General features: G+C 66.1%; 25 protein-coding genes. 8 read left to right on the forward strand and 17 right to left on the reverse strand.

What is annotated here, in order from left to right; translation table 11 throughout:
* Positions 1-654: a hypothetical protein gene (locus tag ASE58_RS14240; protein ID WP_055822703.1), complete on the forward strand. Its 654-nt coding sequence runs from the start codon at positions 1-3 to the stop codon at positions 652-654.
* Between the two features lie 11 nt (positions 655-665).
* On the opposite strand, the gene ASE58_RS14245 is transcribed toward ASE58_RS14240, so the two are convergent.
* Both ASE58_RS14245 and ASE58_RS14250 read right to left on the reverse strand, forming a co-directional pair.
* On the reverse strand, positions 666-1,409 hold the full coding sequence (locus tag ASE58_RS14245; RefSeq protein WP_055822706.1) for a DUF3800 domain-containing protein: 744 nt from the start codon (positions 1,407-1,409) through the stop codon (positions 666-668).
* A 152-nt stretch (positions 1,410-1,561) separates the two neighbouring features.
* A complete protein-coding gene (locus tag ASE58_RS14250; RefSeq protein ID WP_055822708.1) occupies positions 1,562-2,866 on the reverse strand; it encodes a hemolysin family protein in 1,305 nt (434 codons plus the stop codon).
* Between the two features lie 176 nt (positions 2,867-3,042).
* Between ASE58_RS14250 and ASE58_RS14255 the strand changes: the two genes are divergently transcribed.
* Complete coding sequence (locus tag ASE58_RS14255) at positions 3,043-3,720, forward strand: OmpA family protein (protein ID WP_055762025.1); 678 nt, start codon at positions 3,043-3,045, stop codon at positions 3,718-3,720.
* Positions 3,721-3,852: 132 nt separating this feature from the next.
* On the opposite strand, the gene map is transcribed toward ASE58_RS14255, so the two are convergent.
* The 4 genes from map to ASE58_RS14275 are packed head-to-tail and all read right to left on the reverse strand — an operon-like array spanning position 3,853 to position 5,596.
* Positions 3,853-4,626, reverse strand: a complete 774-nt coding sequence (map, locus tag ASE58_RS14260) for a type I methionyl aminopeptidase (protein ID WP_055823524.1) — start codon at positions 4,624-4,626, stop codon at positions 3,853-3,855.
* Position 4,627: 1 nt separating this feature from the next.
* On the reverse strand, positions 4,628-4,825 hold the full coding sequence (locus tag ASE58_RS14265; RefSeq protein WP_055823527.1) for a ParD-like family protein: 198 nt from the start codon (positions 4,823-4,825) through the stop codon (positions 4,628-4,630).
* Between the two features lie 48 nt (positions 4,826-4,873).
* Positions 4,874-5,308, reverse strand: a complete 435-nt coding sequence (locus ASE58_RS14270; RefSeq protein ID WP_055823530.1) for a nucleoside deaminase — start codon at positions 5,306-5,308, stop codon at positions 4,874-4,876.
* A gap of 57 nt (positions 5,309-5,365) precedes the next feature.
* Entirely contained in the window at positions 5,366-5,596 is a 231-nt protein-coding gene (locus ASE58_RS14275) for a hypothetical protein (protein WP_055762028.1), read from the reverse strand.
* Positions 5,597-5,759: 163 nt separating this feature from the next.
* Here ASE58_RS14275 and rpmB point away from each other — a divergent pair, with 163 nt between their 5' ends.
* Positions 5,760-6,062 carry a 50S ribosomal protein L28 gene (gene rpmB, locus ASE58_RS14280; protein WP_055762031.1) on the forward strand — a complete coding sequence of 101 codons (303 nt, stop codon included), beginning with the start codon at positions 5,760-5,762 and terminating at the stop codon, positions 6,060-6,062.
* Positions 6,063-6,225: 163 nt separating this feature from the next.
* On the opposite strand, the gene ASE58_RS18460 is transcribed toward rpmB, so the two are convergent.
* The 4 genes from ASE58_RS18460 to ASE58_RS14295 all read right to left on the reverse strand — a co-directional run bounded on the left by ASE58_RS18460 (position 6,226) and on the right by ASE58_RS14295 (position 9,335).
* Complete coding sequence (locus ASE58_RS18460; RefSeq protein ID WP_268795076.1) at positions 6,226-6,348, reverse strand: hypothetical protein; 123 nt, start codon at positions 6,346-6,348, stop codon at positions 6,226-6,228.
* Between the two features lie 110 nt (positions 6,349-6,458).
* Positions 6,459-6,956 carry a YcxB family protein gene (locus ASE58_RS14285; protein ID WP_156347752.1) on the reverse strand — a complete coding sequence of 166 codons (498 nt, stop codon included), beginning with the start codon at positions 6,954-6,956 and terminating at the stop codon, positions 6,459-6,461.
* A gap of 116 nt (positions 6,957-7,072) precedes the next feature.
* A complete protein-coding gene (locus tag ASE58_RS14290; RefSeq protein ID WP_055822714.1) occupies positions 7,073-8,239 on the reverse strand; it encodes a nucleotide sugar dehydrogenase in 1,167 nt (388 codons plus the stop codon).
* Positions 8,240-8,363: 124 nt separating this feature from the next.
* Positions 8,364-9,335: an esterase-like activity of phytase family protein gene (locus tag ASE58_RS14295; protein WP_055822715.1), complete on the reverse strand. Its 972-nt coding sequence runs from the start codon at positions 9,333-9,335 to the stop codon at positions 8,364-8,366.
* A 70-nt stretch (positions 9,336-9,405) separates the two neighbouring features.
* Between ASE58_RS14295 and dapE the strand changes: the two genes are divergently transcribed.
* Positions 9,406-10,572 (forward strand): succinyl-diaminopimelate desuccinylase, encoded by a 1,167-nt coding sequence (gene dapE, locus ASE58_RS14300; protein ID WP_055822718.1) that lies wholly within the window; start codon positions 9,406-9,408, stop codon positions 10,570-10,572.
* Here the strand turns inward: dapE and ASE58_RS14305 are convergent.
* Together ASE58_RS14305 and ASE58_RS14310 are read right to left on the reverse strand one after the other, a co-directional pair.
* A complete protein-coding gene (locus ASE58_RS14305; protein WP_055822721.1) occupies positions 10,557-11,537 on the reverse strand; it encodes an NAD-dependent epimerase/dehydratase family protein in 981 nt (326 codons plus the stop codon). The genes dapE and ASE58_RS14305 overlap by 16 nt on opposite strands.
* 65 nt (positions 11,538-11,602) lie before the next feature.
* The gene (locus tag ASE58_RS14310; protein WP_055822725.1) at positions 11,603-12,070 is read right to left on the reverse strand and encodes a PilZ domain-containing protein; all 468 of its coding nucleotides are present in this window, start codon (positions 12,068-12,070) and stop codon (positions 11,603-11,605) included.
* A gap of 307 nt (positions 12,071-12,377) precedes the next feature.
* Between ASE58_RS14310 and ASE58_RS18365 the strand changes: the two genes are divergently transcribed.
* Positions 12,378-13,760, forward strand: a complete 1,383-nt coding sequence (locus tag ASE58_RS18365; RefSeq protein WP_055762053.1) for a sugar transferase — start codon at positions 12,378-12,380, stop codon at positions 13,758-13,760.
* Between the two features lie 87 nt (positions 13,761-13,847).
* On the opposite strand, the gene ASE58_RS14320 is transcribed toward ASE58_RS18365, so the two are convergent.
* The 5 genes from ASE58_RS14320 to ASE58_RS14340 form a co-directional block, all read right to left on the reverse strand.
* Positions 13,848-15,221, reverse strand: a complete 1,374-nt coding sequence (locus ASE58_RS14320; RefSeq protein WP_055822728.1) for an HlyD family type I secretion periplasmic adaptor subunit — start codon at positions 15,219-15,221, stop codon at positions 13,848-13,850.
* Positions 15,222-15,225: 4 nt separating this feature from the next.
* A complete protein-coding gene (locus ASE58_RS14325) occupies positions 15,226-16,983 on the reverse strand; it encodes a type I secretion system permease/ATPase (protein ID WP_055822731.1) in 1,758 nt (585 codons plus the stop codon).
* Between the two features lie 87 nt (positions 16,984-17,070).
* On the reverse strand, positions 17,071-18,033 hold the full coding sequence (locus tag ASE58_RS14330) for a glycosyltransferase family 2 protein (RefSeq protein ID WP_055822734.1): 963 nt from the start codon (positions 18,031-18,033) through the stop codon (positions 17,071-17,073).
* The gene (locus tag ASE58_RS14335; RefSeq protein ID WP_055822737.1) at positions 18,033-18,533 is read right to left on the reverse strand and encodes a glycosyltransferase; all 501 of its coding nucleotides are present in this window, start codon (positions 18,531-18,533) and stop codon (positions 18,033-18,035) included. The genes ASE58_RS14330 and ASE58_RS14335 overlap by 1 nt, the downstream gene beginning before the upstream one ends.
* Complete coding sequence (locus tag ASE58_RS14340; protein ID WP_055822740.1) at positions 18,530-19,027, reverse strand: glucuronosyltransferase; 498 nt, start codon at positions 19,025-19,027, stop codon at positions 18,530-18,532. The genes ASE58_RS14335 and ASE58_RS14340 overlap by 4 nt, the downstream gene beginning before the upstream one ends.
* 602 nt (positions 19,028-19,629) lie before the next feature.
* Here ASE58_RS14340 and ASE58_RS14345 point away from each other — a divergent pair.
* The 3 genes from ASE58_RS14345 to ASE58_RS14355 are packed head-to-tail and all read left to right on the forward strand — an operon-like array spanning position 19,630 to position 22,426.
* A complete protein-coding gene (locus ASE58_RS14345; protein ID WP_162233529.1) occupies positions 19,630-20,442 on the forward strand; it encodes a WecB/TagA/CpsF family glycosyltransferase in 813 nt (270 codons plus the stop codon).
* Positions 20,442-21,515: an acyltransferase family protein gene (locus ASE58_RS14350; protein WP_055822746.1), complete on the forward strand. Its 1,074-nt coding sequence runs from the start codon at positions 20,442-20,444 to the stop codon at positions 21,513-21,515. Before ASE58_RS14345 ends, ASE58_RS14350 begins: the two co-directional genes overlap by 1 nt.
* Positions 21,512-22,426 carry a glycosyltransferase family 2 protein gene (locus tag ASE58_RS14355; protein ID WP_055822749.1) on the forward strand — a complete coding sequence of 305 codons (915 nt, stop codon included), beginning with the start codon at positions 21,512-21,514 and terminating at the stop codon, positions 22,424-22,426. Before ASE58_RS14350 ends, ASE58_RS14355 begins: the two co-directional genes overlap by 4 nt.
* Positions 22,427-22,454: the final 28 nt, after the last annotated feature.

Below are 22,454 nucleotides of genomic sequence, written 5' to 3' on the forward strand. Positions count from 1 at the left end.
ATGGACAGCACCTCCCCCCTGCAATCGCCCGGTTTCCTGGGCGCGCTGACGACGGTGAATCTCGTCATCATCGCCGTGCTGGCGGTGGTGACGATCATCGGCATCGCCTATGGCATGAAGCTCGCTCGCGCCCGGCGGCAGGGGGTGCGGGAGCTGGAGGATGCCGGGCATCTGGAGCGGGGTGACACCCCGGTCGAGGAACCGGCGGCGGTCGAAAGCCCCCGTCCGGTGGCGCCGGCAGCGCCCACGCCCGCCCCCGTCGAACGGGTGGCGGCACCGCCGCCTGCACGGGTCGAGCCGGTCGCGAGTCCCGCCCCCGCCCCTGCCGCGCCGGTCGAACCGGTGGCGGAGCCGATCGTGGCGCCGGTTCCGGTCGCGGTAACGACGCCCCCTGCCCCCGCTGCCCCGGCGGCGGGCGCGACCGATCTCACCCGCCTGAAGGGGCTGGGGCCGAAGGTCGCGGCGATGCTGGTCGAACAGGGCGTGCCGGATATCGCAACGCTGGCGACGCTGGATGCGGCACGGGCCGAAGCGGTCGCCGCGCAACTGGCCATGTTCGCGCCACGTATGGCCAAGGACCGCTGGGTCGAACAGGCGCGATTCCTGGCGGCGGGCGATGTGGCGGGGTTCGAGGCGACGTTCGGGAAGCTGTAGGGAGGTGTTACTTAGATCGCTCGGCTCGGCCGCCACATACGGGAATGTGTGGCAAGGGCATCAATTTTATTCCCGAAGAGCCTTTCCGCCCATTCCCACGCTTCATATTCGTCGGGTTTCGCTCGACGTGCCTCGATGCGACCGACGAGCGTAGCGATCCAATCCGCTGCTTGAACCGTCTGATACAGGTGGCTTTCGACCTCGAAAGGAGGCTCCAGCAAGTAGCGCGCCGGCTCCGAGCCGAACATTGTTTTGCTGGCAGCTTCAAGCAATTTGATCCGGCTGGAATGCTGATCCAGGATCATCAAAAACGGGGAATTACTGAGACCGCAGTACCGATCGATTGCCCGGATCGAGTGCCCCATCACCGTATTGTAAAGCCCTCCAGAGTTTGACTCTTCTGGCGATTTATATTTCTCACGGCCGTAATATATTATCCGCCCGTTGCACTTGTACAGCTCGTTCAAAAGGCGGTTGACGCCTTCTCTGACGTGCGGATATTTTCTGATGTTTTTTGTTGTCAGGAGCTTGGCGCCCTTCTTTTCCCACGTCGCAGGATGCACGCCCGCAGCCTTGATATCAGCCGCAAGCATGAACTGTTTCAGCTGATAAAAGAACGTGGCGAAGTGACGAACGTTGGCCGCGGGCATGACATAGCCCGCTAATCCGAAAACCGGACTAGTGTTATATTTCGGGTCTGTGCGAGAGACATACGGCCCGCAATGGCCAAATTCGTCGAGAAAGGCGATCTGCATACCACAAGCTACAGAATCGCGGAAGCCCGCGCAACAAGGCGCGGGCTCCGGAATCGGCCACGGCTTAGCTTTCCGCGACCAAGGCAGGATATACTCCGCCAATCGTTAAAATTCAACCCATGTTTTAGGTACACGAGAAAACATGGCAGTCCCTATCCAACCGACTGCACCAGCAGCTTGTCGATCTTGCGCCCGTCCATGTCGACGATTTCGAAGCGCCAGCCCTGTTCGGTGAAATACTCGCCCTCGGTCGGCAGGTGCTTGAGCACCGCCAGCGCGAGGCCGGCGACGGTCGCGTAGTCGCGGTCCTCGGGCAGGTCGATGCCGATGCGCTCGGCCAGCTGGTCGGCAGGCGTCTGTCCCGATACCAGCAGCGACCCATCCTCGCGCCGGACGATCAGTGGGTGATCGCCCTCTTCCGCATCCGAGGCGAAGTCGCCAGCGATGGCGCGCAGCAGGTCGGCGGGCGTCACCAGCCCTTCGAAATGGCCATATTCGTCATGAACGAGGCCCATCGGCACATCGGCACGGCGGATCGCCTGCAGCGCGTCCATCGCGTCGACCTGATCGGGCAGCACCGGCGCTTCGTGCAGCAGGGTGCGCAGGTCGAGCGGTTCGCCGCGACAGATCGCCGCGACGATATCGCGCGCCTGCACCACGCCGATCACCGCATCGACCGATCCTTCGGCGACCGGCAGGCGGGTGTGCGGCGTGGTCGCCATCGCCGCGCGGATACCGGCTTCGTCGAGCGTCACGTCGAGCCATTCGACCTCGGTACGCGGCGTCATCACCTCGCGCACCGGCCGGTCGGCCAGGCGGACGACGCCCGAGATGATCGAGCGCTCATGCTCCTCGATCACGCCCGACTTGCTGGCTTCGGCGACCAGCAGGTGCAGTTCCTCCGCCGTCACCCGGTTTTCCGATTCGCGGTTCATGCCCAGCAGCTTGAAGATCAGCGACGAGGTGGTGTCGAGCAGCCACACGAACGGCGCGGTGATGTACGACAGCCACAGCATCGGCACCGCGACCAGCACCGCGATCGGCTCCGGACTGCGCAGCGCGAACTGTTTGGGCACCAGCTCGCCGATCACGAGGCTGGCAAAGGTCGTGACGCCGATGACCACGCCAAAGCCGACATTGGCCGCCAGCGATTCGGGCAGGCCCAGCAGCACCAGCCGCTCACCGACCGGCCCGCCCAGGCTCGCCCCCGAATAGGCACCCGACAGGATGCCGATCAGGGTGATGCCGATCTGGACGGTCGACAGGAACTTGCCGGGATCGTCGGCCAGCCGCATCGCGGTCTGCGCGCCCCTGCCCCCCGATTTCGCCAGGCCTTCCAGCCGTGCCTTGCGCGCAGAAACAATGGCGAGTTCGGACATGGCGAACACGCCGTTCAACGCCACCAGCGCGAGGATGATGACGACGTCGAACCAGGGGAAGGGTGTGAGAGGTTCCATTGAACTGGCCCATCCATGCCGCAATGCCGCGCCCCGCACAACCGGCGAGTCGCGTGCCGGCGTGCGATTACGTCGCCCGCTTCGTCAGGAACCGTTCAAAACGGCTGCGGAACAAGTGGCGCGTTGCCCGGTTTTTCCGGGCAGGACACAAAATCGGATACGTTGGAGAATAGCATATGGCGAAGGGCTCGAAATTCTGGATCGCAGGCGCGCTGTCGGCGGCGATGCTGACCGGCGGTTGCGTGACCGACCCGGAAACCGGCGAGCGCAGCATCTCGCGCGCGGCGATCGGCGGCATTGGCGGCGCGGTCGGCGGCTATCTGCTGGGCGACCTGGTCGGTGGCCGGCGCGACCGGACCGAAAAGATCCTGGGCGCCGGCATCGGCGGCCTCGCCGGTGCAGGGATCGGCGCATATATGGACAAGCAGGAGCGCGACCTGCGCGCCCGCACCGCCGGCACCGATGTCGAAGTGACGCGGCGTGGCGACGACCTGGTGCTGAACATGCCTGCCGGAATCACCTTCGCCTATGACAGCGCCAATGTGCAGCCGCAGTTCCGCTCGACGCTGGATCAGGTCGCCGACGTGCTGCGCGATTACAACCAGACCTATATCGACGTGTACGGCCACACCGATTCGACCGGATCGGACGCGTATAACCAGACGCTGTCGGAACGCCGCGCATCGTCGGTCGCGACCTATCTGACCTCGCGCGGGGTGCAGTCGGCCCGCATCGGCACGCGCGGTTTCGGCGAGACCCAGCCGATCGCGTCGAACGAGACCGAGGAAGGCCGCGCCGAGAACCGCCGCGTCGAGATCAAGATCGTGCCGATCGAGCAGGATCAGCTGCGGTAAGCCATCACCAGTTTGGCCCCTTCGTCACCCCGGACTTGATCCGGGGTCCCGCTTCTTTTGCGACGGTGGAGAAAGAAGCGGGACCCCGGCTCAAGGCCGGGGTGACGGTTCTTACGCGGTTACACCCACCTATCAAAAGCGGCGCGGCGGCGTTTCGTCCGACCGCAGCGTCAGCACCTCTACCCCGGTCGCGGTCACCGCGACGGTGTGTTCGAACTGCGCCGACAGTTTTCCATCGGCGGTGACGACGGTCCAGTCGTCGTCCTCCTGCACAACCTTGCGCGATCCCTGATTGACCATCGGTTCGATGGTGAAGGTCATCCCCTCGTGCAGCACCGCGCCGGTGCCGGGACGGCCGAAGTTCAGGACCGAAGGCTCCTCGTGCATTTCCCGGCCGATGCCGTGGCCGCAATATTCGCGCACCACGCTATAGCCGTGTTTCATCGCATGGCGTTCGATCGCCGCGCCGATATCGCCCAGCCGCGCGCCGGGGCGGACCTGCGCGATGCCGGCCCACATCGCGCCTTGCGCCGCCTGTACCAGCCGCCGGGCCTGCGGAGAGACGCTGCCGACCATATAGGTCTTGGACGAATCGGCGATGAAGCCGTCCTTCTCCAGCGTGATGTCGAGGTTCACGATATCGCCGTCCCGCGCGATCGCCGCCGCTTCGGGCACGCCGTGGCATACGACGTCGTTGATCGAGCTGTTGAGGACATAGGCAAAGCCATACTGCCCCTTGCTTGCCGGGCGCGCCGCGCAGTCCTCGACAATGAAGCGTTCGACCAGATCGTTGATCGCGAGCGTCGACATGCTGGCCAGCGGCTGGCGGTCGAGCATCTCGAACACCGACGCGAGCAGCCGGCCCGACACGCGCATCAGGTCGAGTTCGGCGGGGGACTTTACCATATCAGGCGGCGACCGCACGCACCTGCGCGGCGGCGAGGCGGCTGCGCACGATCTGGTTGAACGACAGGTCGGGATTGGCCTCGGCGATCATGCCGATCGTCATCCAGAATTCGGCCTGTGCGTTAATCGAGCGGCACAACACCCTGCTCGCCCGCCGCACTTCCTCGTGCAGCGCGTCGTCGATCTTCACGATACCCATCGCCATCCTTTCGATATACGAACCATATATGATCCGTATATCGCGTGGTCAAACTCCGCGTCGGTCGGCGAAGAAATCGCGCAACAGCGCTGCCGATTCGGCCTCGGCGATGCCGGGATAGATGTCGGGGCGGTGGTGGCAGGTCGGCTGGGTGAAGAAGCGCGGGCCATGCTCGACCGCCCCGCCCTTCGCATCGGGTGCGCCATAATATAGCCGGGCGATGCGCGCATGCGCGATCGCACCGGCGCACATCGCGCACGGCTCCAGCGTGACCCACAGGTCGCAATCCTCCAGGCGGTCGCGGCCGAGCGCCTGCGCGGCGGCGCGAATCGCCAGGATTTCGGCATGGGCGGTCGGATCGGCCAGCGCGCGCGGCGCATTGGCGGCGGTCGCGATCAATTGGCCCTGCCGCATCACGACCGCGCCAACCGGCACCTCGCCCGAGTCGGCAGCGGCGCGGGCGGCGGCAAGCGCGTGGCGCATCGGGGCGGCATCGAACATGCCGACCCTTTGCCAGCACCCGCCGCCGTCAGCCAGTTCTTACTGCCCGGCGGGCTTTTCGACCTTGATCGCCGGTACCTCGACCGATTTGTTGACGGTGCCGACCTCGACCTTGCCGACCTCGACGTCGAACTTGGGCGCCTGTCCGCCCTCGAGCTTCACCTGCGGCAGCGCGGCGCGCTGCGTCTGGTCGATGTTGATGAAATTGAACGCCATCAGCCCCGCGACGATCAGCACGACCACGCCCAGCAGCCCCAGAAATCCGCGCATCTACCGTCTCCCGATCTTGTCATCGTCTGAATCGTTGCCGTAACAACGCAGTCGTGGCGGCACGGGTTGCACGCGTGCCCTTGTGGTTGACGCGGACGCCGTTCGACGCTATCCGCGCCGTCTTTCCGGGGCATGTGTCCCGACACAGAATCAGGATCATATCATGTCGCGCATCTGCGAGCTGACCGGCAAGGGCCGGCAGGTGGGTCACAATGTTTCCCACGCCAACAACAAGACCAAGCGCACGTTTCTGCCGAACCTGCAGAACGTCACGCTGATGTCGGAAGCGCTGGAGCGCTCGATCCGTCTGCGCGTGTCGACCCACGGCCTGCGTTCGGTCGAGCATGTCGGCGGCCTCGACAACTGGCTGCTGAAGACCAGCGACGACGATCTGTCGCTGCGTGCCCGCCGCCTGAAGCGCGACGTGAAGAAGAAGGCCGCCGCGGCAACCGCCGCAGCCGCCTGATTCGGTCACGCCGGTTACAAGACAGACCCGCCGGGGCGCTGCATAGCGACCCGGCGGGTTTTGTCGTGGGCAGTGCCTGACGGCTTTTTTCCATCGGGAGTGGCGGGCCGCTCGCGCCAGACCTCCCCGACCAAGGTGCGCAGGATCGGCGCCGGCAGGGTCGTCAGTGCGACCCGACCCACAGGCCGACCGCATAGGCCGCGCGCGGACCATATTCGAACGCGGTGCAGATACCGGCCAGCACCAGCGCAGTGTTACCCCAGCGTTCGAGTCGTTGCCGCATCATCCAGTGCCTCCTTGTCCTACCCCGCCAGCCTAGCGGTCGGTATCGACGCGGGCAATCGAGGCCGCCGCGGCCTCGGTCGGTGACAGCGGCACAGGACAACAAGGAGCGGCTCAACCGCCGTGCGCCGCGTCGACCTGTGCACGCACGAATCGCTCGAACGCCAGCTGCGCCTCGTCGCTCGCGAACGCGCGGGCGGGCACGATCAGCCCGTTGAAATCCGAACGCCGGATCACGAACGTCCCGTCGACCGATTCGATCGCCGCAATGTCGCACCACGGGATTGCGGCGTGCCGCCGGCCGATCGAGGTCTGGAGCCCGTCTACCGTCGCCGAAAGTGCGCGGACTTCCGGGTTGAAGCGCAGCATCGGGTACAGGATGAAGCAGACCAGCGGGATGCAGGCGGCCAGCACGGCGGCCGTCAGGCCAGCCGCTATGGGCCAGTCGCGCTCCGACAGATGCGCAAAGACCAGCGTTGCCAGCACCACGAAGACGGCGAGGTGCGCCTTCCACAGCCGTTGCCGCCACAACCGCCAGTAATAGCGCCACACCTCCGCGCGGGTGGACGCATAGTGGATGTGCATGGCAATGGTCCGAAGGTGCGGCATCATGCCGCCAGCCGCAACGACCGGATTCCCGTCGCGATTGCGTAGCGGGGCGCGACCCCGCCATCAGCTTCGCTGCCCCCCTCCCCGTACCGGGGAGGAGATTGCGCCCCTGCCCCGGATCAATCCGACCCGAAGATATCCCGCGTGAACAGCTTGTCGCCGATATCGCCCAGTTCGGGGGCGGCGCGGTTGGCGATGATGACGTCGCACTCGGCCTTGAACGCGCCCAGATCCTTGACCACGCGCGATCCGAAGAAATTGCCCTCGTGCAGCGAGGGTTCGTACACGACGACCTCGATCCCCTTGGCCTTCACCCGCTTCATGATCCCCTGGATCGACGACTGGCGGAAATTGTCCGATCCGGCCTTCATCGTCAGGCGATAGACGCCGACGCGCTTCGGGCGGCGGGCGATGATCTGGTCGGCCAGGAAATCCTTGCGGGTGCGGTTCGCATCGACGATCGCGCGGATCAGGTTCTGCGGCACTTCGGAATAGTTCGCCAGCAACTGCTTCGTGTCCTTGGGCAGGCAATAGCCGCCATAGCCGAAGCTGGGGTTGTTATAGTGCATGCCGACGCGCGGATCGAGGCCGACGCCTTCGATGATCTGCTTCGTGTCCATGCCGCCGGCGATGGCGTAGCTGTCGAGTTCGTTGAAGAACGCGACGCGCATCGCGAGATAGGTGTTGGCGAACAGCTTGATCGCCTCCGCTTCCCGCGAATCGGTGAACAGGACGGCCACATCCTTCTTTTCCGCACCCTGCAGCAGCAGGTCGGCAAAGATGCGCGCGCGGTCTGAACGTTCGCCGACGATAATCCGCGACGGGTGAAGATTGTCGTACAGCGCGCGGCCTTCGCGCAGGAATTCGGGGCTGAAGACCACGTTCGGCGCGTTCAGCCGCTGACGCACATCGTCGACGAAGCCGACGGGGATGGTCGACTTGACGATGATCGTCGCCTGCGGGGCGGCGGCCGCTGCCTGCTTGATGACCGCCTCGACCGAGCCGGTATTGAACTTGTCGGTTTCGACATCGTAATTGGTCGGGGTGGCGACGATCACATAGTCCGCGCCGGTCAGTGCCTGCGCCGCATCGGTCGTCGCGGTCAGGTTGAGCGCGCGCTCGGCCAGGAAGCGTTCCAGCTCGGCATCGACGATCGGTGACTTGCGATCATTGACCAGCGCAACGCGGTCTTCCGAAATGTCGACGGCCACGACGTCGTTATGCTGTGCCAGCAGGACGGCGTTGGACATGCCGACATAGCCCAGGCCAAAAACCGCAATCTTCATTCGAACCATCCCCGCTATGCCGCACGCGGCCGCCATGCGCCCGTTAGCCCCCCGCACCCCCGTGCGGCAACCCTTGCTGCAGCACAGCATAGGTTCGCGCGCCGGTTCGCGCCAGTGTGGACGCTCAATACGCCAAAGCGAATTTCAGCAGGTAGGTCCGCTGGAACATCGACTGGTTGTCGTCGGACACCATCCACAGGATCATGCGGCCGCCTTCACGCGTCAGCGCGATCCCTTCGAAATTGTCGTGGAGGACGGGGCCCTTGAAGATCGCGACGGTCTTGCCCTTCACGCCCTCCCCCGGTTTCAGGTTGCGGATTTCGGCGACCTGCAGCTGCACGATGAAGAAGTCGTGGATATTGGCGCTGCGGGTCAGCACCAGCAGCCGCCCGTCGGGCAGCGCCGCCGCGTCCGACACGGCATAGTGCAGCGGCGGGTAATAGTGGAAGACGCTGGGCCGTGCGCCGGCCACGGTCGGATCGCCACCATGAAAGCGCAGCGCGACGAAGCCCCATTTGCCCGGCGACAGATACGCCTCGCTCATCACCACGACCGATTTGTCGGGCATCAGCGCCATCGCCTCGGCCCCGCTATTGTCCGACCATCGCTTCATCAGCGGCGGGGCGGCATGGGCGACGGGGCGCAGGGTGCGGTCGAACCGCCAGACCTGGTTATGCCGTTCATAGCCGACCAGCATGTCGCCGTTCGGCAGAATCGCTAGCGATTCGGTATCGCGGTCGCGCTTTTCCCAACCGGTGCCGGGACCGGCCAGTTCGGTTACCCGCGGATCGCGGACCTGCCAGTCGGCCCCCATGCGAAAGCGCACCAGCGATCCGCCATCCGACAACAAGGTAAAGCGATCGCCATCGACATGCAGCGCCGAAAAACCGCCGAACGCCGGGTCCGATGCATGCAGTTCGACCCCGCCGAGATAGGTCAGGACGCCGTTCTTCACCCGTTTCGGATCGTCGGGGAACAGCGCGACCGGCCTGCTGTGGATGACCGGCGCGCCGCGATACAGCGGAAGCCGTTCGCTGCCCGCCCAGCTCGGGACCAGCAGCAGCACGGCAAGACAGACCAGCAGGACACGCAACATCGCTCTGCCTCTACCCCATCATGTCGTGGGCGACAGTAGCCATTTTTCGCAATTGCGGTACAGCGCGCCGATGCACAGCGCGAAAGAAGGATCGATGCCGGTGGTGGATGTCGTGGATCTGGCGGCACGATTGATCGCGTGCGACAGCGTGACCCCGGCGACGGGCACGGTATTCGACGTGCTGGAGGCGGCGCTGGTGCCGCTGGGCTTCGCGGTCGACCGGTTCGTGGTGGGCGAGGCACCCGACGGCCCGGTCGAAAACCTGCTGGCGGTGCGCGGGAACGGCGGGCGGCATGTCGCCTTTGCCGGCCATGTCGACGTGGTCGCCCCCGGCCCCGGCTGGACCAGCCCGCCCTTCGCTCCCGAACGGCGCGATGGATTGCTGTTCGGGCGCGGCGCGGTCGACATGAAGGGCGCAGTCGCCGCCTTCGTCGCTGCCGCCGGGCGGGTGCCGGCCGATGCCGGGACGATCAGCCTCATCATCACCGGCGATGAGGAAGGGCCGGCGATCCATGGCACCCGTGCGCTGATCGATCGGATGGCGGCACGCGGCATCGCGCCCGACCTGTGCCTGGTGGGCGAGCCGACCTCGCAGCAGCGGCTGGGCGACATGGTGAAGATCGGGCGGCGGGGATCGGTCAATATCTGGATCGACGTGCCGGGGCGACAGGGGCATGTCGCCTATCCCCACCTCGCCGACAATCCGATCCCGAAGCTGGTCGCGGCATTGGCGGCGATCGAGGCGGTCGTGCTGGACACCGGCAATGCGTGGTTCCAGCCGTCGAATATCGAGGTGACCGACATCTCCGTCGGCAATCCGGCGACCAACGTCATCCCCGGCCATGCCGCCGCGCGCCTGTCGATCCGGTTCAACGACGAACATCGCGGCGCCGATCTGGTCGAACGCATCACCGCGATCGTCCACGCCCATGCGCCCGAGGCGCGGGTCGAGGGGCGGATTTCGGGTGAGGCGTTCCTGACCCAGCCGGGCGCGTTTTCCGCGCTGGTCTCGGCAGCGATCGGGCGGCACACCGGGCTGACGCCCGAATTGTCGACGACCGGCGGCACGTCGGATGCGCGGTTCCTGTCGCGGCTGTGCCCGACGGTCGAATTCGGGCTGCTGAACGCGACGATGCACAAGATCGACGAGGCGGTGGCTGTCGATGATCTGACCGCGCTGGTCGATATCTATGCCGATATCGCGCTGGCCGCGCTGGCGGATCAGCCGGTGCGGTAATAGTCGCGATACCACGCGACGAAACGCGCCAGCCCCTCGGCCAGCATCACCTTCGGCCGGTATCCGGTCAGCGCGTGGAGCCGCGATACGTCGGCGAAGGTCACGGGGACGTCGCCGGGCTGCATCGGGCGCATCTGCTTGATTGCCTCGCGGCCCAGCGCGGATTCGAGCGTCGCGATCATTTCCATCAGCGATACCGGATGGCTGTCGCCGATGTTGAGCAACCGGTGCTGCCCGGCATCGGGCGCATGGTCCAGCGCGCCGACCACCCCGTCGACGATATCGTCGATATAGGTGAAGTCGCGCGCCATGCGGCCTTCGTTGAACACCTCGATCGGTTCCCCGCGCAGGATGCGGTCGGTGAACGAGAAATAGGCCATGTCGGGCCGGCCCCACGGGCCATAGACGGTGAAGAAGCGCAGCCCCGTCTGGGGAAAGCGGTAGAGTTTCGCATAGGCGATGCTCATCAGCTCGCACGACCGCTTCGTCGCGGCATAGAGCGATACCGGCGCGACCGCCGCGTCGTCTTCGGAAAAGCCGCGCTCGCCCATCTCCCGCTCGCCATAGACCGAGCTGGACGAGGCATAGACGAGGTGGACGAAGCCGGGCGCATGGCGACACGCCTCCAGCACCGCCAGATGCCCGGCCAGGTTCGCGTGCTGATAGGCAAAGGGATTGTCGATGCTGTGCCGCACCCCGGCCTGCGCCGCGAGATGGACGACGCGCACGATGCCGTGGTCGGCGATCAGCTGCGCGATCAGCCCCGGCTCGACGATATCGCCCTGGTGAAAGCGAAAGCCGTCGCGCGCGGTCAGCGTGGCCAGCCGCGCCTGTTTCAGTGCCGGATCATAATAATCGTTGACGATGTCGATGCCGACGACCCGTTCCCCCCGGTCGAGCAACCGGTGGGCGGTGGCATGACCGACAAAGCCGGCCGCACCGGTAATGAGGACGGGTCCGTTCATGCAGCATCAAATCCCAGAGGCGAAGGCGATCGATTGCCCGTCCCATGGGCAGGATGCAACGCCCGTCAGCGCAGCAGCAGCGCCGCCACCGCGCCGAGGACGACCCAGCCGCCGATCCCGACGCCGACCGCCGCCGCGACCTGTTGCCGCGGCGACAGCTTCCTGCCGTGGCTCGACGATGCCTGCGTACCCACGGCCATGCCCTGCAACCGGACGACATTGCCCTGGCTGGCACTGGTGACCGCGCCGGGTGGCAGGCGTTCGATGAATTCGCAGCCATAGCCGACCGTGCTGGAGCGCACGACCCGCGCGGTGACCGCGCCGATCCCGGCAAGGCCCAGCTCGACGCGCTGGTCGGCGGTGAGCACCACGTCGCTTTCGATCAGACACCCGTCGCGGGTCAGATCGACAAGCGTAACTGGGATCGAGGTGTGTGCGTCGATCCGCAATACGGCGGAGCGCTGAATCCCGACGCGTTCGTCGATGCGACGATCGCTGGCGGACGCGGTAACGGACTGGGCGGGTTGCGGCACGACGTTCCCCAAATTGGCTGACCTGCCAAGATGTAAGGCGAAGTGCTTACGAAAGGGTTGTCGCGAAGCGATTCCCGGTCGGCAAAAATGCAGGTGTCAGGTCGATCGTGCCGCCTGCTTGTGCCCCAGTCGTGGTTATCAAATGGTTAACGTCCGATTCTTGGAATCAGGCATCGGGTCGTCGGACATTAATGTCGGATCACGGCGAATATTATGTTCGCAGTTGCGGAACGCTGTGGCTATCGGGTAGCAGCACGAAAAGGTTCGACCGGTCACACCGGCACCGACAAGGGAAGCCTCTGACAACATGGACGCGCGATTGGTCAATCCTGCTGGGACGGACGAACGGAGCTTTACGGCGTTCTGGGGGCAGCCGCATTCGGTGCGCGTCCGGCTGTACATCGTCATGCTGCTGGTCGATGTCGCCGCGATCGGCATCGGATTCGCGCTGCCCGCGCTGCTGATGCGGCCCGAGGCGCAATATGTGCCGATGTTCATCGTCGCCGCCGCGATGTATTCGGTGATCGCATTTAACGCCGGCGCCTTTTCGGTCGGCATTAACGACCGGCTGGCCGTAGAGACCGGCCCGGCGATCCGGTCGCTGCTGTTCACCTACGCGACCTTCTTCCTGATCGCCTATTTCTTTCGCATGGATCGCGACCTGTCGCGGTTGCAGCTGCTCATCACCATGTTTTCCGGGTCGATCCTGCTGATCGTGTTCCGCCAGATCCTGGCCGCCTATGTCCAGCTGCGCCTGCGCTCCAAGCTGGTCTATCAGCTGCTGATCCGCGACCGCGTTCCCGCAAAAATCCCTGACGGGTTCCGCCATTTCGACACCGACACGGTGGGCCTGCGCCCCGATCTGCGCGATCCGGCGATGCTGAACATGTTCAGCAACCTGATCGGCGGGTGCGAGCGCGTGGTCATCGCCTGCCCGTTCGAAGAGCGCAAGGCATGGGCGATGATGCTGAAGGGCGCCAATGTCCGCGGCGAGATCATCGCGCAGGAAGTCGACCAGTTCGGCGCGCTGGGCGTGTCGAAGCTGGAACGGTCGCCGACGCTGCTGGTGTCGGTCGGCCCGCTGCAGCTGCGCAAGGCGATCGCCAAGCGGGCGTTCGACCTGATGTTCTGCATCCCGGTCCTGATCCTGCTGGCACCTGCGCTGCTGATGGTCGCGCTGGCGATCAAGCTCGACAGCCGGGGGCCGGTGCTGTTCCGCCAGCGCCGGGTGGGTCAGGGCAATGCGTTCTTCAACATCCTGAAGTTCCGCAGCATGCGCACCGACATGAGCGACGCCAGCGGCAGCCAGTCGACCCGGCGCGACGACGACCGTATCACCCGCGTCGGCTATTTCATCCGCCGCACCAGCATCGATGAACTACCCCAGCTGTTCAACGTGCTGCTGGGGCAGATGAGCATCGTCGGCCCGCGCCCGCACGCGCTCGGCTCGCTGGCGGGCGAGCGGCTGTTCTGGGACATCGACGAGCGCTACTGGCACCGCCACGCGCTGAAGCCCGGCATCACCGGCCTGGCGCAGGTTCGCGGCTTCCGCGGTGCGACGCATCAGGAAGAGGATTTGACCGGGCGGTTGCAGGCCGATCTGGAATATATCTCGAAATGGTCGTTCTGGCTCGACCTGACCATCGTCGTCATGACGCTGAAGGTGCTGGTTCACAAGAACACCTATTGAGCGCCGCCAAGGCACCGTTGGACAAACAAAAACGCCGCCCGCTCCGACAGGGAGCGGGCGGCGTTTTCGCGTTCCGGGGCGGGCGGATCAGCGCTGGGTGAACATGCCCCCGCTGCGCGAGAGCAGCGGCCCCAGTACGAAGTCCAGCGCGCTGCGCGACTGGGTGGGGATCATCACCTCGACCGGCATGCCGGCGCGAACCCCGCCCGCGAAATTGCCCGATCGTACCGCCGCCTGCGCCGCCGCCGGCGACACCCGCACCGTCGCGACATAATAGGAGGCACCGGTGCGATCGTCCTGCACGCTGTCGGCCGACACCCGCGCGACCACCGCGTCGAGCGGCGGCAGCGTCTGCATCCCCGGCCCGACCATGCGGACCCGTGCGGCCTGTCCCGTGCGCAGGTCGGCGGCTTCGTTGATCGGTACGCGCATCTCGACCGCCATGACACGCGCGTCGGGTACGATCTCGAACAGCGAGGCACCCGCGGCGACCACCGATCCGGGGACCGGCAGATGGGTGGCGGATACGGTGCCGGCGATCGGTGCATGCACCGTCATCCGCTGCAATTCGGCCCGTGCCGCACGCCAGCCCGGCAACACGGTGTCGAGTTCGGTGCGGGCAAGGCGCAGCCGGTCGGCGGCGGCGGCCATGCGTTCGTTGCGCATCTGCTGCAACTGCAATCGCGTCTCCCCCACCTGGGTCCGCAACCGGGCAATGTCGGCACGGCTGCTGCCCGCCGCGCCACCCAGATCGGCGACCGAGCGCTGCAGCGCCAGCAGCCGGGTGCGGGTCGACAGCCCCTTTTCGTACAACCGCTGATATCCCGACAGCTCGTCGCGGCTGAGCGCTTCCTGCTCACGCAGCGAGGCGAGGCGTTCGCCGACGCCATCGATCTGGTGCGCGATCTGGCGCGAACGGTCGGCCATCACGCCGGCTTCGGAGCGTTGCAGCGCGCGTTCGGCGTTCAGCTGCGCCTGTTGCGCGGCCAGTGCCGCCGCCGCCTGGGTCCGGTCGTCGCCCTGCAAGGCCGCGAAGGCGGCGGGCGCGGGCACGCGCGATTCGCCGCGCAGGTCGGCCTCCAGCCGGGCGACCTCCGCCTGCAGCCCCAAAGCGCGGGCGGCGAGCGCGCGTTCCTGCGCCAGCGCGTCGGACGTGGTGAAATCGATCACCGGCTGTCCGGCGCGCAACGTCGCGCCATTGGCGACATGCACCGCGGAGACGATGCCGGCGGCGGGCGCCTGCACGACCTGTCGCGTATCGGCGAGGCGGATCACCCCCTGCCCCACCACCGCGGCATCGAGCCGGCTGGCGACGGCCCAGCCGCCCACCCCCAGCACCAGCACCGCGGCCAGCGCCGCGCCGGCACGCACCTCGCGCCCCGGATCGTGGAGCGCGCGGGGTCGGCGCGGCGTGGTCGACGGCGAAGGTCGCAGCCGGTCGATCGTGGTCGAGAAATCCATGGGGTTACGCCTTTACGAACGAGGTCGGCTGGTCCTGATCGGGCTTGCGCCGCGACCGCAGCCCGAAGAGCGGCCCGAACCGTTCGATCCGCCCTTGATCGAGCAGCATCAGCCGGTCGGATGCGGCCAGCAGGTCGGGATCGTGGCTGGCGAACAGGATGGTGCGCTGGGCCTGGCGGAGCGACGCCAGCAACCGGGCCAGCGCCTTCTTGCCATCGGTGTCGAGATGCGCGGTCGGTTCGTCGAGGACGAGGATCGCCGGATTGCCGAACAGCGCGCGCGCCAGCGCGACACGCTGTGCCTGCCCACCCGACAGGCCGGTACCGCCGACGCCGAGGATCGTGTCGTACCCTTGCGGCAGCGCGGCGATCAGGTCGTGGGCGCCGGCCGCCTTGGCCGCGCCGATCGCCGCCTCGTCGAGCAGCGCGGTGCCGGCGGCATCGGTCCCGACATAGAAGCGGACGATATTTTCCTTCACCGTGCCGTGGAACAGTACCGGGTCCTGCGGCATATAGCCGATATGCCGGGCCAGGCGGTCGCGATCCCAGTCGGTGCGGCTGATCCCGTCGAAGCGGACATGGCCGGCATCGATATCCACCGCGCCGACGATCGCGCGCAGCAGCGTCGACTTGCCCGACCCGCTGGGCCCGGCGATGCCGATCACCTCGCCCGCGCCGATCGCCCCGTCGATCCCCGACAGGATCGGATGCCCGTCGAGCGGCGCGGCGATGCCGAGCCCCTCCAGCGTGATCGCGCCCTTTGGCGCCGGCAGGTTGGTGCGGTCGGGCGTATCGGTCGACGGCAGCGCCAGCATCCGGTCGAGCCGGGCATAGGCGATCCGTGCCTGTACGATCGTCTTCCACCCCGCGACCAGCTGGTCGATCGGGGCCAGCGCACGCGCCGTCAGGAGCGAGGCGACGATGATCGCGCTGGCCGAGATCGCATCGTCGACCACCAGCACCGCGCCCAGCGCCAGCGCGCCCGATTGCAGCGCGAGGCGGACGAACTTGATCGCCGCCTGCAGGCTGCTCCCCGCGAAGCTGGCGCGCAGCTGCAACAGGCCGGCGACGCCGCGATCGCGTTCGTGCCGGGCGGCGAGCGTGTCGACCATGCCCAGCGCGCGCACTTCGGACGCATGGGCAACCCCGTGGTTCAGCCGGGCATAGGCGATGCTCTGCGCCTCGCTCGCCTGCTTCATCGGCGCCGCGGTACGCTTCTCATTCAGCCAGGCGAGCCCGATCAGCAGCACACCCGACGCCACCATCGACGCGCCGAGCAGCGGGTGGAGCAGGAAACCGACGAGGATGTAGATCGGGGTCCATGGAGCATCGAGCGCGGCGAAGAACGCCGGGCTGGCGATCGATTGGCGCAGCGTGTCGACGTCGCGCATCACCTCGCCCCGTTCCAGCCGCGACAGCGCGGGCTGGCTGAGCGCGATGCGCAGCGCCGGCCCGGCCAATACCCGCTCCGCCTGGACCGAGGCGCGGATGAGCACGCGCGACCGCAGCCATTCGAACACCGCTAGCGCCGCAAGCGCGCCGAGCATCAGGACGCTGAGCGCCGCCAACGTCCCCAGCCCCCGGCTGGGCAGGACGCGATCATAGACCTGCAGCATGTAGAGCGATGGGGCCAGGTACAGCAGGTTGCCGATGGCGCTGAACGACGCCGCCGCGACAAGATGCGTCCGGCACCCACGCAGCGCGATGCTCAGGCGCGAACGCGCAAGCGGCGGGACTTGCCCGGCCGAGGAAACGGGGATCATCCGCAAACTTTCAACAGGCGGACATCAGCATCCGCAGGCCGTCAGCCTAGTTGAAAGTCGTTAATTTTCGCTGATTGCTTGAAGCGATCAGGCGTCGGGCGCCCGCCGCCCGAACAGATAGGCGATCCCGTCGGCCATCCGCTGATAGGCGGTGGTCGGCAACAGTACCTGCGCGCCGACGACCAGCGCCAGCTTGGGCGGATAGGCGCCATGGACCAGCGACTGCAGATACAGCCGCGCACCATACAACCGCCGCGCCCGCGCGGCACTGCGCGCCGCATGCCAGCCGCGATATGCCCAATAGGCGCGTTCCGACACATGCTTGCCGCGCATCCGGTCGATCCAGTGGAGCAGCGGGACATATTTGGGCTGTTTCGATACCCGCTTCGGATCGAACACGTCGTCGCCGATCGACAGCGCTTCGGGCAGGTAGACGAACGGCATGCCCGTGGTCGCACAGCGGATGGCGAAATCGGTATCCTGCGTCGAGGGCAGCGCTTCGTCGAACCGCACCTCGCGTGCGACCTTCGCCGGCAGGACGACCGTCGAACAGGGCACCCAGCCGCGCGCGCAGAAGATATATTCGTCGATCCGTTCGCCAGGCATCGGGCCGCGCGGCGGCTTGATCCAGTTCGTTCCCACGCCGCGATCCATCGCGATCTGGGTAAAGACCAGGCAGTCGCCGCCATGGGCGCGAATCGCGTCCAGCGAGCGGGCGAGCTTTTCCGGCAGGAACTGATCGTCCGAATCCAGCAGCGCGATATAGTCACCGCGCGCGGCGTCGATCCCGGTATTGCGTGCCGCGCTGGCACCGCGATTATGGGTGCGGATGACCCGGAACCGGTCGTCGTGCATCGCGGCGATGACCCGTTCCAGTTCGTCGGCATCCTTCGACCCGTCGTCGACGATGATGCATTCGAAATCGGCGAAGGTCTGCCCACGGATCGAATCGAGCGTCGGCCCCATGCGATCGGCACGGTTATAGGTCGGCATGACGATCGATACGGTCGGCGTGCCCTGCACGGCCCGTTCGGCCAGTTCGTCGGTCATCACGATGGCGCCTTTGCGAGCTTACCGGTCTGCATGAAATCGGACAATGCGTGGAGAAACGCATCGCGCTGGTCGGAATCCTCGGACACGGCGGGCATATCCTGCTCCAGCCCCTGGCGCAGGGCCGGCGCGAGATCGGCTTCGTCCATCGCCCCGATGACGCCGGGAATATCGGCCAGTCGTCCGATCGTCGCCATCTGGTGGTCGTTGCGATGTTCGCCGAACGCGGCACGGCGCGGGAACAGGACCACCGGCTTGCCGAACCGCCGAGCGGTGAGGAACGTGCCCGTGCCCGCATGCGACACGATCAACCGGGCATCGCGCATCATGTCGTCGAATTCGGACGGCGGGATTGTCGCGCCCCAGCGCATGTTCTCGGGCTGATAGGCGCCTTGGCCGATCTGCGCGAAGAACGGCACGTCGAATTGCGGCGCAATGGCGTCGACCGCCCGGATCAACCGATCGAACGGCAATTGCGTACCGACCGTGACCAGGATCACAAAAGCCCCCCCATGAAACGCGCGCGCGCGCCGGCAAGATGCGGCCATTGGACCAGGCACAGCGACGCGGCATAGCGCGACAGCTTGCCACACATCGACAGCTGCTCCGCATTCGCGAAACTGTCGATCCAGATCGTGCGCGCACCAACCAACCGTCCGGCCAGGATGCAGAAAAAGCCCGGTGCGGCGCCCGTCGACACGATCACGTCGGGGCGGATGCGCAGGACGGTATAAAACGCGCGCAGAACCGATCGCAGCGACTGCACCGGTTCGTTGCGATTGCAGTCGGGCAGGATGACCGCATCCTCGATCCCGTCCCGCGCGGCCAGCGCAGCGGACGTCGTGGCGTAGCGCGTGTCATATTGTTGCAGCAACGGACGCATCAGCATCAATTCGTCCCAATGCCCGCCACCAGACGACACCGCCAGCACCCGTGAGCGCGGCGCATGCGTCGCTGGTCGCGCAATCGGACTGACCGCAGGGTCGCCGTTCATCGCATGCTGCTCCCATACCCCTAGGGCTCGCCGGCGGCATACATCCCGCCCATGCTCGCCACCATCCGAAACCCAACGATCCATGCACCAGAAGGCATTGCGTGACAATTGTGCAATGCATCATAAAAATCCGCCATGTTCGGCAGGCATGGTTCGCACGTAGCGAACCGTTTATCACGCAGACGAACCCTAGTAATTGACAATTTGCCGATGCGCCGTCAATCCACCGTACCAGCGGTTCGATCGGTCGTGCCAGCTATGAATTCTGCCGCAGAGCAGCATGACCAGTGCGGGAGGACCGGACCATCGCTTACCCCGTATCGACGGCTGACGAATCACCATGGCGCTGTCTTTGTGCCGATTGTCGTCGGTATTCCGGCAACGGCGTGAGCGGATCGTGGCCGCTGCGCGTCCGCGCTGTCGTGGCAACCGCTTGTTAATGCCACAATACTATGTCTCGACTATCGCGGGCTTACCAACGCCCGGTGATGGACATCAGCCGTTGCACGGTCGGAATGGTGCAAGGACTATAGCCCGACGCCCCCTTCCTGCTGTACGTTTTGATTGGGTGCCAAGTGCCGACTATTGCAATGGAAGGCACGATGAACGCCAAGGCAGCAGGTAGTCGATCCGGTATGGACAAGACGAGGATCGCTGGTTTCCCCGTGGTGACCGCCGGGCGTGCCGCGCTGACCGACCGGATGGCGATAGAATGCCGGCGGGAACCGGGCGAACCGGGCCTGGGTGCCGTGTTGGTGTTCGACATCAACGGACATGGCATTTCGCTGGCCGCGACCGATCCCGCCTATCGCGAGGCGATGCGCGAGGCGGACATCATCCATGCCGATGGCGGGGTGTGGGTCGTCCTGTCGCGCCTGACCGGGCATCGTATCGCGGAACGCAGCGCGACTACCGACCTGATGACCGATTTCGCCGAACGGTGCGAACAGGATGGCCGCTCCTTCTTCCTGCTGGGCGGAAGCGAGGAGGTGAACGTGGCGTTCACGGCGTTCCTGGCTGCGCGCTATCCCCGCTTGCGCATCGCCGGCCGGCGCAACGGCTATTTCACGCCCGAACAGGATGCGGCGGTGATCGAGGAGATTGCTGCGGCACAGCCCGACGTGATCTGGGTCGGAATGGGCAAGCCGCGCGAACAACAATTCTCGATCGCGCTGAAACGCCGACTGGACCACGGCTGGATCGTCACCTGTGGCGGTTGCTATAACTACTTCGTCGGCGAATATACCCGTGCCCCGAAATGGATGCAGTGGGCCAATCTGGAATGGCTGCACCGGATGATGACCCAGCCCCGCAAGTTCGCCTGGCGCTACATCACGACCAATCCCCATTCGCTGGCGCTGGGCATCTGGGACGTGGTGAAGCTGGCGATGAAACGTTCGGACAAAGCTCGCTGATGCGGGTCGATACGCTGACGGGCATGCGCGGGATCGCCGCGCTGTCGGTCATGCTCTACCACTTGCCGCAACAGCCGGTCTTTGCGGCCTTCCGAATGTCACTGTTCGATCGTGCCTATCTGTGCGTCGACCTGTTCTTCGTCCTGAGCGGGTTCGTCATGGCGATCGGCTACCGCGACATGATGGCCGCATTGCCATCGGCCCGGCGCTATCGCGACTTCCTCCGCCACCGGTTGGCGCGTGTGTTTCCCCTGCACCTCGTCGTCACGCTGGCGTTTCTGCTGCGGGCGCTGGTCGATATGTCCGGCGACGGCGGACGATTGGCGACGGGCGATGTCGTCGCCAACCTGGTGATGGTCCAGTCCTGGGGATTGGGCACCACGGCGCTGGCCGGCAACAGCTGGTCGGTCAGCACCGAATGCGTCGCCTATCTGCTGTTCCCGCTACTCGCCATCGGCGTACGGTCGCGATGGTGGCAGGCAGCGGCGATGGGTGCCGCCGCGCTGTTGCTGCTGGTTGCGCTGTCGGGACTGGGCGTGCGGGGGCCGATGGATGTCGTGCAACGCGACTCGATCCTGCCGGTATTGCGCTGCCTGGGCGGATTCATCCTCGGCATGCTGGCCCAGCGTTTCGCCGGGCATCCCATATTGCGGGGCCGACTGGACGGCGACGCGGCACTTGTCGTCGTTTGCACCGCGATTGCGCTGGCGCTACTGATACCGGGCGGCGACCTGATCGTCGTGCTGCTGCTGCCGCTGCTGATCCTGTGCTGCTCCTATGAAGGGCGTTTGGCGCGGACGGTGCTCGCCAACCCGGTCGCCATGCGGCTGGGGATCATCTCCTACTCGCTATATCTCTGGCATCCGCTGCTGCGCGATATCGCCGCGCGGAGCGTTACGATGGCGCACGGGCGCGGCATCGTTCAGTACGACACACTCGCCTATGCGGCCCTCATCCTCGTCACGATCCTGTTTTGCGAATGCACCTATCGGTTCGTCGAAGTGCCGGGGCGCCGGCTGATCCTGCGGCGGACCCCGCGCGTCGCCGGATCGGCACAGGAAGCCATCGCATGACGCATGTCGCCATCGCCGTTCCGACCTTTCGTCGGCCCGATCAGTTGCGCACCCTGCTCGCATCGCTGGCGGCACAGGTGGATGCGCCGCCGATGACGATCGTCATTGCCGACAACGATCGACAGCACCGCGAGGGCGTCGCGACCGCCGAAGCGATGGCGGCGGCGGGCTACATCCATGCGATCGACGCCTTCGTCGTCGAGACGCCGGGGCTGTGCCATGCACGCAATGCGCTGGTCGACCATGCGCTTGCGGTGCGCGGAGCGACCCATGTCGCGATGTTGGACGACGATCAGTGGGTGGGGCCGGACTGGCTGGCCAGGCTGCTGGCGGCGCATCGTGCGTACGGTGCCGACATGACCGGGGCACCCGTCCGCTATCAGTTCGATGGCCCGCCGCCGCATTGGAACGATGCGCTGTTCGTGTTCCAGGCCGAGCGGCGCGACGATGGTCCCACCGGCATGCTGTTCAGCCTGACCTCGGCGATTGCCGACAGGGCATTGTGGGATTCAACCCCTGCCCCGTGGTTCGACACCCGGTTGAACCAGATCGGCGGAGAGGACCTCGACCTGTATACCCGCTGGGCGGCGGCGGGGCGGCGCTTCGCCTGGACCAACACAACCGAGGTTTTCGAATCGGTCCCGGCGGATCGCACCACGCTGCGCTGGGCCTGGCGGCGGGTCTGGCGGGTCGGCAATACCGACACGATCGTGGCATGGAACCGGGCCAGCGCGGCGCGGCGGGGGGTGCTGGTGCTGCGGACGCTGGCGATGACCGGCGCGGCGCTGTTGCTCTGGCCGCTGTCGGCGCTTTCCACGCAGCGGCGGCTGACCGCGACCGGGCGGGTGATACGCCAGTTCGGTCGGATCGCCGGGCTGACCGGCCACGGCTTCAAGGAATATGGCGGCTGATCGGGCATCGCCCGGATCGCGAAAACCG

The organism is Sphingomonas sp. Leaf9, assembly GCF_001421355.1.
GTDB lineage: Bacteria > Pseudomonadota > Alphaproteobacteria > Sphingomonadales > Sphingomonadaceae > Sphingomonas.